Annotated in this window: 13 protein-coding genes; 7 read left to right on the top strand and 6 right to left on the bottom strand. The window is 63.5% G+C overall.

Annotation, left to right across the window (positions count from 1 at the left end; all coding sequences use genetic code 11):
• Window positions 1-479: 479 nt before the first annotated feature.
• From VLT15_13415 to VLT15_13405, 3 genes are read right to left on the bottom strand one after another with little or no spacing between them, the layout of a single operon-like run.
• Window positions 480-1,244 (bottom strand): succinate dehydrogenase/fumarate reductase iron-sulfur subunit, encoded by a 765-nt coding sequence (locus VLT15_13415; GenBank protein HSR46210.1) that lies wholly within the window; start codon window positions 1,242-1,244, stop codon window positions 480-482.
• Complete coding sequence (locus VLT15_13410; GenBank protein ID HSR46209.1) at window positions 1,244-3,169, bottom strand: fumarate reductase/succinate dehydrogenase flavoprotein subunit; 1,926 nt, start codon at window positions 3,167-3,169, stop codon at window positions 1,244-1,246. The genes VLT15_13415 and VLT15_13410 overlap by 1 nt, the downstream gene beginning before the upstream one ends.
• Before the next feature lie 14 nt (window positions 3,170-3,183).
• Window positions 3,184-3,915 carry a succinate dehydrogenase cytochrome b subunit gene (locus VLT15_13405; GenBank protein ID HSR46208.1) on the bottom strand — a complete coding sequence of 244 codons (732 nt, stop codon included), beginning with the start codon at window positions 3,913-3,915 and terminating at the stop codon, window positions 3,184-3,186.
• Between the two features lie 393 nt (window positions 3,916-4,308).
• On the opposite strand from VLT15_13405, the gene VLT15_13400 reads away from it, so the two are divergent.
• The 6 genes from VLT15_13400 (at window position 4,309) to VLT15_13375 (ending at window position 7,864) form a co-directional block, all read left to right on the top strand.
• Window positions 4,309-4,590 (top strand): WhiB family transcriptional regulator, encoded by a 282-nt coding sequence (locus tag VLT15_13400; GenBank protein ID HSR46207.1) that lies wholly within the window; start codon window positions 4,309-4,311, stop codon window positions 4,588-4,590.
• Window positions 4,591-4,723: 133 nt separating this feature from the next.
• Complete coding sequence (locus VLT15_13395) at window positions 4,724-5,668, top strand: hypothetical protein (protein HSR46206.1); 945 nt, start codon at window positions 4,724-4,726, stop codon at window positions 5,666-5,668.
• A 156-nt stretch (window positions 5,669-5,824) separates the two neighbouring features.
• Window positions 5,825-6,001, top strand: a complete 177-nt coding sequence (gene tatA / locus VLT15_13390; GenBank protein ID HSR46205.1) for a twin-arginine translocase TatA/TatE family subunit — start codon at window positions 5,825-5,827, stop codon at window positions 5,999-6,001.
• A gap of 41 nt (window positions 6,002-6,042) precedes the next feature.
• A complete protein-coding gene (locus VLT15_13385; protein ID HSR46204.1) occupies window positions 6,043-6,546 on the top strand; it encodes a sigma-70 family RNA polymerase sigma factor in 504 nt (167 codons plus the stop codon).
• The gene (locus VLT15_13380; GenBank protein ID HSR46203.1) at window positions 6,543-6,965 is read left to right on the top strand and encodes a zf-HC2 domain-containing protein; all 423 of its coding nucleotides are present in this window, start codon (window positions 6,543-6,545) and stop codon (window positions 6,963-6,965) included. The genes VLT15_13385 and VLT15_13380 overlap by 4 nt, the downstream gene beginning before the upstream one ends.
• On the top strand, window positions 6,962-7,864 hold the full coding sequence (locus VLT15_13375) for a hypothetical protein (GenBank protein ID HSR46202.1): 903 nt from the start codon (window positions 6,962-6,964) through the stop codon (window positions 7,862-7,864). The genes VLT15_13380 and VLT15_13375 overlap by 4 nt, the downstream gene beginning before the upstream one ends.
• Window positions 7,865-8,027: 163 nt before the next feature.
• Here the strand turns inward: VLT15_13375 and VLT15_13370 are convergent, their stop codons facing one another.
• From VLT15_13370 to VLT15_13360, 3 genes are all read right to left on the bottom strand, one after another.
• Window positions 8,028-8,489 carry a redoxin domain-containing protein gene (locus VLT15_13370; protein ID HSR46201.1) on the bottom strand — a complete coding sequence of 154 codons (462 nt, stop codon included), beginning with the start codon at window positions 8,487-8,489 and terminating at the stop codon, window positions 8,028-8,030.
• 190 nt (window positions 8,490-8,679) lie between these two features.
• A complete protein-coding gene (locus tag VLT15_13365) occupies window positions 8,680-9,771 on the bottom strand; it encodes a zinc-dependent metalloprotease (GenBank protein HSR46200.1) in 1,092 nt (363 codons plus the stop codon).
• Window positions 9,768-11,048 carry a trypsin-like peptidase domain-containing protein gene (locus tag VLT15_13360; protein ID HSR46199.1) on the bottom strand — a complete coding sequence of 427 codons (1,281 nt, stop codon included), beginning with the start codon at window positions 11,046-11,048 and terminating at the stop codon, window positions 9,768-9,770. The genes VLT15_13365 and VLT15_13360 overlap by 4 nt, the downstream gene beginning before the upstream one ends.
• 12 nt (window positions 11,049-11,060) lie before the next feature.
• Here VLT15_13360 and VLT15_13355 point away from each other — a divergent pair, with 12 nt between their 5' ends.
• Window positions 11,061-11,495: a molybdenum cofactor biosynthesis protein MoaE gene (locus tag VLT15_13355; GenBank protein HSR46198.1), complete on the top strand. Its 435-nt coding sequence runs from the start codon at window positions 11,061-11,063 to the stop codon at window positions 11,493-11,495.
• Window positions 11,496-11,647 lie beyond the last annotated feature (152 nt).

Raw genomic sequence — 11,647 nt, 5'->3', positions numbered from 1 at the left:
CGGCGAGACCACCTCCGCGGGGGTGGGGGAGGAGCGCGGGTGCGCCAATCTCTGTGTTTCTCTCCCACGGATGTGGGGGTGATTCCTGTCTGCCGGAGGCCGGGCCGACTCAGAGGGGGTTCTTGTCGACGAGTAGCCCCCTCCGGCGGCAAGCGTTAGCTTGCCGCCACCTCCCCCGTCTGACGCCGGGGGAGGAATGCGGGTGGCGGTCTGTGGTAGTCCCCTCCGCGTGTCGGCGAGACCACCTCCGCGGGGGTGGGGGAGGAGTGCGGGTGTGCGCTTTTCTGTGTTTCTCCCCTAGGGATGTGGGGGAGATTCCTGTCGGCCGGAGGTCGGGCCGACTCAGAGGGGGGTTGCCGTCGACGAGTGGCCCCCTCCGGCGGCAAGCGTTAGCTTGCCGCCACCTCCCCCGCTGCGCGGGAGAGGAATGCGAATTGCGGACCAATTGCCGGGCCCCGGGCTTCGCCCGGGGCCCACGTTCACGCCTTCTGGCCCAGCAACCTTCGGTTCTTGAACTTCGCCTTGATGTAGTCCCGGTTCATCATGGCGATGAAGTCGATTGTTATCGACTTCGGGCAGGCTGCTTCGCATTCGCCGTGATTGGTGCAGGAGCCGAAGAACTCTTCCATCTTGTCGACCATGTTGACCACACGGTCGTAGCGCTCCGGCTGGCCCTGGGGGACCATGTTGAGCTGGGCGATCTTCGCCGCGGTGAACAGCTGAGCTGCACTGTTCGGGCAGGCCGCCACGCAGGCGCCGCAGCCGATGCAGGCAGCCGCGTCGAACGCGACGTCGGCGACGTCCTTCGGAACCGGGATCAGGTTGGCGTCCGGGGCGGATCCCGTCGGAACGGTGATGTACCCGCCGGCTTCGATGATCCGGTCGAAGGAACTGCGATCCACGACCAGGTCGCGGATGATGGGAAAACCCGTCGCCCGCCACGGTTCGACGACGATCTCGTCGCCGTCCTTGAACTTGCGCATGTGCAACTGACAGGTGGCGGTTCCCAACTGGTCGCCGTGCGGATGGCCGTTGATCATCACTCCGCACATCCCGCAGATGCCCTCGCGGCAGTCGGAATCGATCGAGAACGGCTCCACACCCTTCTCCACCAGCTTCTCGTTGACGATGTCCAGCATCTCGAGAAACGACATGTGTTCGCTGATGTCGGTCGCTTCGTAGATTTCGAACCGTCCCGGCGCATCCGGACCGTCCTGGCGCCAGACTTTGAGTGTGACGTCCATTACTTGTAGCTCCTTTGCGCCAGCTCGACGTTTTCGAAGATGAGCTGCTCCTTGTGCAAGGTCGGTTCCTCGCCGACGCCGTTGAACTCCCACGCCGCTACATAGGCGTAGTTCTCATCGTCACGCAGCGCCTCGCCCTCCGGGGTCCGGCTCTCCTCACGGAAATGGCCACCGCAGGACTCCCTGCGGTTCAGGGCATCGACGGCCATCAGCTCGGCCAGCTCCAGGAAGTCGGCCACCCGGCCGGCCTTCTCGAGCGTCTGGTTGAACGACTCGTTGGATCCGGTGACCTTGACGTCCTTGTGGAACTCGTCCCGGAGCCGCCGGATCTCGGAGATGGCCCGCTTCAGGCCCTCCTCGTTCCTCGCCATACCGACTTCGGCGATCATCACCTTGCCCAGTTCCCTGTGGAAGTAGTCGGGCGAGCGGGTGCCGTTGACCGCGATCAGCTCGTCGATCTGATCCTTCACAGCCTTCTCACCCGCCACGAAGGCGGCATGGTCGGTGGGGACCGGGTCCGTGCCCAGGAAGCCCGACAGGTAGTCGCCGATCGTGTTCGGCAAGACGAAGTAGCCGTCGGCCAGGCCCTGCATCAGGGCCGAGGCGCCGAGCCGGTTGCCGCCGTGATCGGAGAAGTTCGCCTCGCCGATCGCATAGAGGCCGGGAATCGTCGTCATCAGGTTGTAGTCCACCCACAGGCCGCCCATCGTGTAATGGGGGGCCGGGTAGATCCGCATCGGCACCTTGTAGGGGTTCTCGTCGGTGATGCGCTCGTACATCTCGAAGAGGTTGCCGTAGCGCTGCTCGATGACATCCTTGCCGAGGCGGCCGATCGCCTCTGCAAAGTCGAGGTACACGCCGTTCTTGAGCGGTCCCACTCCGTAGCCCTCGTCGAACATGACCTTGGCGGCCCGGCTGGCCACGTCGCGGGGGACCAGGTTGCCGAACGCCGGGTAGCGCCGTTCCAGGAAATAGTCGCGTTCTGCCTCTGGTATCTGGTCCGGCGAACGGGTCTCGTTCTTGTCCTTCGGCACCCAGATGCGACCGTCGTTGCGCAGCGACTCCGACATGAGCGTCAGCTTCGACTGGAACTCCTCCGACGCCGGGATGGCCGTCGGGTGGATCTGCGTGAACGATGGATTGGCGAACAGTGCCCCGTGCTTGTGGGCACGCCAGATGGCGGTGCCGTTGCACATCATCGCCATGGTGGACAGGTAGTAGGCATTGGCGTAGCCGCCGGTGGCCAGCACGACCGCGTGGCCCGAGAACGAACGGATCTCACCGGTGATCAGGTCCCTGGCCACGACGCCCACCGCCCGGCCTTCGTGCACCACAACGTCGAGCATCTCCATCCGGTTGTAGAGCTTGACCTTGCCCAGTTCGATCTGGCGGGCCATCGCCTGGTAGGCGCCGAGCAGCAGTTGCTGACCGGTGGCCCCCCGGCTGTAGAAGGTGCGGGAGACCTGGGCACCACCAAACGACCGGTTGTCCAGCAGTCCGCCGTACTCGCGTCCGTAGGGAACTCCCTGCGCCGCCGTCTGGTCGATGATCTCGTTGGAGACCTCGGCAAGGCGATACACGTTGGCTTCCCGCGAGCGGTAGTCGCCACCCTTGATGGTGTCGTAGAACAACCGGAATACAGAGTCGCCGTCGTTGCGGTAGTTCTTGGCGGCGTTGATCCCACCCTGGGCGGCGATCGAATGGGCGCGCCGCGGCGAGTCGTGATAGGTGATCATCGTCACGTTGTATCCGAGTTCGCCCAGGGTGGCGGCGGCGCTGGCTCCCGCCAGGCCGGAACCGATGATCACTACCTCGTATTTCCGTTTGTTGGCCGGGTTGACCAGCTTCAAGTTGAAGCGGGCATTCGACCACTTGTCCTGGAGCGGTCCCTCGGGGACCTTGGCGTCGAGAACTATGTTGCTCATCTCTGCATCCCCTTCTAACCGACCCAGCCGGCCCAGATCGAGAGTGGGAAGCTCACGTTCCCGACGATGACGACCCCGGCGAAAACCGCCGCGAACCATTTGCGCCACGGATTGAACCGCGGGTTGTTCCACCCCATGCTCTGGAACAGGCTCCAGGTGCCGTGGAAGATGTGCACCCCCACCAGGATGTTGGCGATTATGTAGAAGATCGCCACCGCCGGTTGCGTGAAACTCACCAGCATGTTGTGGCGGATCTCTCCGGTTATGAAGTCCGGATTGGCCGACCCGATAGTCAGGTCTGCGAGGTGGAAGAGAATGAACGCCAGGATGATGGCGCCCGAGGCGCGCATCGTACGGGACGCGTAGTTGGCCACCAGGTACTCGCGAGGAGCCTGGTACTTCTCGGGGCGTGCCCTCCGGTTGATAGCCGTCAGTGCATACGCGGCGTGGATGTGGAGAACAATGGAGATGGTCATCACCCCCCGGAAGATCCACAGGAACGCGGTCTTCGGGAGCAACGGTTCTCCGAGCTCTCTGAGCCACTCGCCGTAATGGTCGATGGCGTACACACCCAGGTCATCGGCTCCGAGGTAGATCTTCAAGTTCCCGAACATGTGGACGAAGACGTAACCGAGGATGATGATCCCGGTGACGGCCATGACCCATTTCTTGCCGACGGCCGAGCTGTAGAACTCAACCAGGAAGGGGCGCGTTCCCTTCTTGGTCGGCGTGCCGGTCGCAGTCACTGCGCCTCCTCGATGATTTCAGCTGATGCGAACAGACTAGAAGGAGAGCGCGCCGGGTGGGTCTGTGAGCTGTGGGGCCATTGGTCACATTCAGTCGCCGGGGGTCGCCCGCACGCAGAGGTCTTGGGGTGTTGGGTCACAGTTTCCGGCGTTGACGAAGTGGGGCGGCGAGTGCCTGCGGACTTCGCCCGGATGTACCAGCCCGCGAGCCGACTGCCAATCGCTGAATGGCCCCCTCGCCGGCCGCCCGAAGGCCTCCGGGCCACGACGCCCCGTTCTGCTCAACGACTCTCCGATCAGAAAGAGTGCTCGGGCCTTGTATTCCCGCCTTGACAGCGCGCGCGCCGACAACGATGATGACATTAATGTAACTACACGGTTGTAAGGATTCTCGTGCAACGCACACTCATAGAAGCGCTCGCATTCGATGATCTTTCGTGGCAGGACTATTCCAGCTGCCGGGGAGCCGACGCCGACCTGTTCTTCCCGGAACGCGGAGCTTCAACTCGCAAAGCGAAGTCCATCTGCATGGCCTGCGAAGTCCGTGTCGAGTGTCTGGAGTTCGCCATCGTCAGTGGCGAGAAATTCGGGATCTGGGGTGGTCTTTCCGAGCGCGAACGCCGGAAGATCCGCAAGGAACGTGCGATCGCAGCCCGACGCCGCCAAGCAAGCTGAACATCTCGTCGCGAGTCTCTCGTCGCGAGTAGCTCGTACCGGCAACTCGCGACTTGCGACTCGTCACCCGTCTCGCGGCACGCGGCTGCTTTCCCCCTAATATGTCCTAACAAGAAGCTCCAGAGAGGTCGATGTGCAGGCAGGTGGGTTCTTTCTCATAGCGGTGGCGATCGTGCTCGTCGTGCTGGCGGTGTATCTCCGCAACCGGCGGGAGCAGCTGAAGCAGCAACTCGGATACACCGAGAAGAAGACCGCCGACCTTCCACAGATCGATGTGGAGCACCCGCGCCCGCTGGTCGCCGAGTTCCACGTTCGCGGAGAAGAGGCGAGGGTCACGTTTGATGTTCCGCTTCCCGAAGGCGAGATCGACGGCGTGTTGAAGGAGCTCCTGTTGCACGAGGCGGTCGAGGTCGTGCGGGAGAAGCGCCATACCCTTCCAATCGAGATGGTCACCAAGGTGGTCGCTTTCGCCAGCCGGGGAGGTGAACCCCGTCGGGTCGGAGTCGTCGATCTGCCTGAACCCGGCGTGTTGCCCCCGCCGTCCGTAACACCGCCGACCTTCCAGCTCGGACACATCGCCTACGACCCTCTGGAGGAGGAGTTCGCCGGCGAGAAGTCACAGATGGTTCCGTCGCTGGCGGATGCCAAGACCTCCGATCAACTGGGTCCCATCGGCACCGAGTTACGTCTGCCGCGCGCCGTCGACCTCGGTCTGCGGGCACAGGGAGTCGATCCGGGCACCATGCAGTCGGGCGATCTGGTGCGATCCATGCTGACGATGTTCGGCTACCGGATCTCGCCCGGGCTGACCGACGACACCTACATTGCCGAAAAGTCCGGAGTGCGTACGTTCGTCAGGGAGATACCCCACGATCCCGGTGGCTACCCGGAACTCGAAGGCAGGTCCATCAGTCAGTTCGTGGCCGATTTCGCCGGAGCGAAAACCGACAGGGCCCTTCTGGTCACCGACAAGTTCGGACCTTTCGAGGTCTACGACCGGGAGCGCCGCGATCCACGCTGCCGGTTCATCACCAGGGAACGACTCCAGAAGTTCGTTGACTCGATGGCCCTCGAATAGTCGCGAGTAGCTCGTCGCGAGCAAACACACCCGCGACTCGCGACCCGCGACTCGCGACTCCGGGGAACCTTTCACCCCCGCATCGATCGTCTAACTCCGTGTGACTGCTGATAGGTCGGCGCAGGGGGTTATGATGTCGTCCGAAGGGAGACAGTCATGTTTGGACTGCGTCCAGGCGAACTCATTCTCATACTGCTGGTCATCATCCTCCTCTTCGGAGCGAAGAAGCTTCCGGACCTTGCCCGCTCGCTCGGAGCGTCGGCCAAGGAGTTCCGGAAAGGGATCGATGCCGGTGCGGAGGATGAGGCGCCCGAGAATCCAACGGATTCCTAGGAACCCTTTCTCACCGTCCGGCGTTCTTCGGGTAGGCAATCGTGCCTGAAGATGTTCCTCTCAGCTGGGAAGAGGTAGCCCGGACACATGGCCGGAAGATCTATAACTTCGCGTATCGGCTCACGGGCAGCTCCGACGACGCGGCCGATCTCGCTCAAGAAGTGCTGTTGCGGGTCAGGCGCGGCCTCGACGGATACCGGCCGGGATCGTTCGATGGATGGCTCTGGCGGATCACTCGCAACGCCTTCCTGGACGACATTCGCAGGAAGAAACGCCGCCCTGCCGATGCGCTCCCCGATGAACTCGATCGCCTCTCATCGATCAGCTCACCTCCACCCGAAGACGTCCTTGCCTCCATCCGGCTCGGAGACGATGTTCAGAGCGCGCTCCTCGAGCTCCCGTACGACTTCCGGGAGGCGGTCGTGATGTGCGACATCATCGGCCTTTCGTACGATGAGATCGCCCTCGCCGTTGCGGTTCCCGTGGGCACCGTGCGCAGTCGTATCCATCGGGGACGCAAGATGATGCGCGAGGCGCTGTCGTGAGTCATCCTGCCGAGCTCCTTTCCGCCTACCTCGACGGTGAGGTCACCGATGAGGAGCGGCGCGTGATAGCGAGGCACCTTCCCGATTGTGAGTTGTGCCGGGCCGAGTTGGTCGATCTGCATGCGGCCCGTTCTGCCCTGAGATCTCTGCCCGTTCTTGATCTTCCTTCCGGGTTCTTCGAAGCCGGCTCACCCGGCCCGGTCGTTCCGTTCAGGCGGCGCCCGCGCGTCTGGGCGGCGGCGGCAGCCGTGGTCGCCGGGTTCATCGGCATCGCGGCGTTCATCGCCCCCGAACCGGCGGTACCGGTCACGTTCATCCAGCTGAGCGTCGAACACAGCAACCGGTCCCAGCTCGACCCGCCGCTCACGCCCGGCAAGGCGATGCCGTCTGCAACGCTCCCGATCGGAGGTGCCGAGTGAGGCGCGTCTCTCTCGTGTTCGTGTTGTTGCTCGGCTTGGTGCTGAGTGCAGGCCCTGCGTTCGCCTCCGACGAACTGGCGAAGTACCTCGAAGGGCAGGCAGCAGCACATTTCAGCGGTGAGCAGACCGTCGAATGCAACACACCCGACGGGACCATCTCGGAGGTCACCTTCGTTCGCCAGGCCGCCGGGATCAGGGTGGTCGAAGACGCCGCCGGTGCCGTCGGCGTGACAAGGGTTTCGCACGGTCGAAACTGGACCCTCGGCGATCAGTATCGGGTCGAGTTCGTCGGGATCGACAGATTCCAGAGCCGCTCGGTCAGGGTGGTCGAAGTCATCGAGGAGGGCATAGCGCGAGTCGTCTTGTTCTTCGATCGGGCGTCCGGGGCGTTGTATGCCTCGGACGTACACAACGGGGACGGTTCCGTCTACTGTTCCAGCCGCTTCCAGAACTTCGATGCGGCTCGGCCCACCATGTCGCCGAACCTACTCATGGGCCTGGCTGCGAAACCCGGGCGCGAGCTCGAGGGCGAGGTCGAGTCTTTCGAGTTCCCTGAGGAGCTTGCCGGGTTCAGGCTGAATGAGGTCTACCGGGGTCCTACCGCAGACGTCTCCAACGGCTACTACGGCGACGGGATCTTCTCATTCACGATCTTCGTTTCTGATCGCGTGATCAAAGTCCCCGAACTCGCCGACGCACCCGTCGTCGAGATACGGGGTGGCTACTACCAGCGAAGGTTCTTTCCCGGTTCGGTGATCTTCTCCTGGGAGACCAAATCCGGAGGTTTCGTCCTCGTGGGCGACCTTCCGCTCGATCTCCAGGAGGAGGTCCTCGCAGAACTCCCCGCCCCCGGCAGACCGAGCTTCTTCGTCCGGTTCTGGCGAGAACTGTTCGGCTGACCGCCGGGAACGATGGCCGAGGGGGCTGCCGAGACTACGAGGCAGGGGGGAGGTGTGTGAGCCCCCCGGCCGCAAAGCGCAGCGGGTGCCCCCCGCACGGGATTCCGCGCCCGAAGTGCCAAGGCCGTTGGGGAGACGGTCCGGCGGGATTCCGGCGGCGGGCTCAGCGGATAGCTTCCAGAGCTTTCGGGTAGTCGGCCACTGCGCGCTTCACCGCCAGCGAGTCGGTCGCGATGATGTCGCGCACGATGCCCTCGGCGTCGAGGACGTATGTTGCGCGCCAGGCGCTGCCGGTCGTCTCGTTGAAGCAGCCATATGCCTGGGAGGTCGCGCCGTGCGGCCAGAAATCCGAGAGGATCGGGAACGTGAACTCCTGGGAATCCGACCAGGCCTTATTGGCCGGCCGGGTGTCGCAGGTGATCGAGACGACGTTGGCGTCCAACCCCTCGAGTAGGTGCAGGTTGTCCCGGATATCGCACAACTCGCCTTCGCAGGTGCCGGTGAATGGGAAGGGGATGAAGACGATGAGCGATTTGCGGCCCTTCAGGTCACTGAGTGAGACCTCGTTGCCGTTCTGATCTTTGAGAGTGAAATCCGGGGCGGCATCGCCGATTGAAAGGGACATTGGAGAGCTCCGTGATCTAGCCGGTCTTGGTTTTCAAACGCTAGTGCAAGAAGAGAGGCAAATGGCAATTGGACCCCGCGATCGGCGAGGTGCAATCCGACCTCCGGCGGGGAGCCGGTTGCCTCCCCCACAGCAACGATGCAGGGACTGCCCGGCACGTTCGCCGGCAGGGAGACCAGGGTCGCAGGCCCTAGAACGCGTCATCCAGCAGCACCCGGGCAGCCCAACCCACCGGGTCTTCCAGTTCGGCGAAGGTGGGGAGGTTCTCGGGGCTGTCCCAGACGCGATGAAGAGCCTCGGCGCTCCAGCGACGGCTGACCTCTGCGCAGAAGCTCGTCCCCAGGCTGTACTGCTCCTGCTTGAGTTCGAGGCCCAGGATCCGACTGAGAACCTGCTCACCCTGCGTCGGCTCGGACCGCCTGCGGTCCATGGCCTCTCGCATCCGGCCAAGGTCGGGAAGCAGTTTCGCCCCGGCACGGTCCATCACGTGATCGCCGTATCCCTCGAGGATCGCCATGAAGGCCTGGATCGCCTCGAGACCTTCAGTATTGACGTCGGGGGCAAGCAACCCGCCGAGGCCGGTTGGGTCCTCCATCATCTTCTCCAGCTGCGATGGATCCTGCATCTGCTGGAGGCGGTCGGTGATTCCCGATACGTCGACTTCGATGCTCCCTATGTAGAACTCCACCAGATCGAAGAAGTGCTGTCTCACCCACGGCACGGAGAACTCCGCCTGGTGGGTGACCTCGTGGAGCGCCACCCAGAGGCGCACCTGCTGGGGCTCGAGCCCATGGTCTACCGCGAAGGCTTCGACGTTCGGTACGACGTAGTAGATGTCCTCGACTTCTGAGGTCGGCAAGCCGATATCGAACTGGCCGAGGACCCGATGGCTGAGGAACCCGACCATCACCCCCATCTGCATGCCCAGCAGAGCGGGCCCGAGGGGCTTGAGGATGGCGTCGAGAGGCCCTGTACCGGTGGTTGCGTCGAGCTTGGTCCCGATCGGTTCGACGAGATAGCGGAAACTCTGGAGGTTCTCCCTGGCCCACGTGGCGCGGTCCACCGGTGACCCGGATAGGGCGGAGCGGACTTCGAGGGGAGTGGCTTCGGATATCTGCAGTTGAGCGAGTCGGGTCAGCTGCTGGTACTCGTCGGCCAACCAGGGGTCGATCGGTTCAGGATCTCCGGTGAGATGATCTGCCACCTCCCGGGCGAGCCGCCAGTTGATCGGGCCCGGTTGGTTGAACAACTCGAATAGCTGTGAAAAGAGATCCTCGCTCATAGGTCATCGGGGCGGAGGCCCAGCTCCAGGTTCAGGTCGATCTCTTCGCCGGAACGCGACACGACTATGTCTATCCGATCACCGGCACGGTACGTGCGGAGAAGGGACAGCAGGTCGAACTTCGTGGCGATGGATGTGCCGTCGAGCTTGATGATGATGTCGCCGACCTCTGCTCCCGCCTGCTGTATCGCCGATCCTGATGCGAACCCGGTGATGGCGGCGCCGGCGGGGACTTCTGCCCCATCGGGGTTCTCGGTCATCGCGTCATCGACCCCGATTCCCAGGTAGGCGTGGCGGACCCGCCCGGTTTCGATCAGATCCGCCGCCAGCCTCTCGACCATATCGACCGGAACAGCGAATCCGAGGCCCTCAGCCCCAACATCGCTCACCCCGATGGCTGTTGTGATGCCGATCAACTGGGCCTGGCCGTTGAGAAGGGCCCCTCCGCTCGACCCCAATGTGATGGGCGCATCTGTTTGGAGCAGACCGTAGAGCGCGTCGTTTTGACCGGGTCCCGTGTTGAGCTGCCGGTTGAAGGCGGAAACGACTCCCGCCGTGACCGATGGTCCGCCTTCCAACCCGAGCGGACTTCCCACCGCAATGGCCTCGTCACCGATGTCGAGTTCGGTGATGTCGGCGAAATCGATCGCAGGGAGGTTGGTCGCTTCGATCCGGAGAACGGCGATATCCGTCAGCGGGTCGGTTCCAACCAGGTTGGCTTCGAATTTGCGTCCATCGGAGAAGACGACCTTGGTGATGACCGAGTCCTCGACCACGTGGTTGTTGGTCAGGATGTAGCCGTCGGGTCGAAAGACGACTCCCGAACCGGTCGCGAAAACACGAAAGACCAACGTTGTTCCGCCACCCGACGGAACGCTCACGTTGTCTCCTACCTCGACCGTCACGATCGACGGGATCGCCTTGGCGGCGACGGCGGCAACACGTGATCCGCCGTCCAACGGTGTGATCGTCACGGCGCCGGCAGGGCCATCGTTTACGGGGTCGCTCGTCTCGACGATCTGGGTGGTGCCTGTGGTGAGTTCTATCGCCGGCTCGGCTTCGAACACCCCGCCCATCCAGAGTGCTCCGACCGTGATAGCGCTGCCGATAAGCCCTCCGACGATCGCCGGCACGAGCCCGCCGGCCCGGCGCGGCTTTGCCGCATCGACGGGTTTCGCATCTTCGTCGAGCGGTCGCTCATGCTGGGCGGGCGGAGGTGGGGCAGTGGTCGGCGCCGTCCGTTGCCTTGGGAACGGTGGAAGCTCGGGCTGGCTCATAGACTGCATTGTATGAATGAAACCCCGGTAAGGACGAAGCTTGTCATCAGCGCAGACCCGCTGGATGTCGCGGATCTTGCCGCGACCATCGGTGACACTCGGAGCGGCGCATCGGTTGTATTCTCCGGAACGGCCCGCGATCACTCGCCGGGCAAGACCGGAGTCACGCATCTCGACTACGAGGCGTATCCCGAGCAGGTGGAGGGAAAGATCTCCGAAGTCGTCGTAGAGGCCAGGGAGCGCTGGCCGATCATGCACGTCACCGTGGCCCATCGAACCGGACGGGTTCCAGTGGGAGAACCCTCGGTGGTGGTTGCCGTTTCGTCGGCACATCGCGGCGATGCGTTCGACGCAGCCCGCTACATCATCGACGAACTGAAAGAGCGAGCACCGATCTGGAAGAAGGAGCATTGGCCCGGCGGTGCCGAGTGGGTAGAGGGAGCGTAGGAGTCCGCCGGCACTGCGCGCGCCGGGCGGCGCCACGTTCCCTCGACTCCCGGGAGACTGGCCCAGAGGCGCTTCACTGCCTGCGTCCGACGGTCCGTAGCCTGCGTCCTACGGCCTAAAGGCCCAAGAACAAGGGCCCCGGAAATCCCCTC

The organism is Acidimicrobiia bacterium, assembly GCA_035471805.1.
In the GTDB taxonomy this organism is placed as follows: domain Bacteria; phylum Actinomycetota; class Acidimicrobiia; order Spongiisociales; family JAHEDJ01; genus JAHEDJ01.
This window is presented reverse-complemented; position numbering and strand designations above follow the sequence as displayed.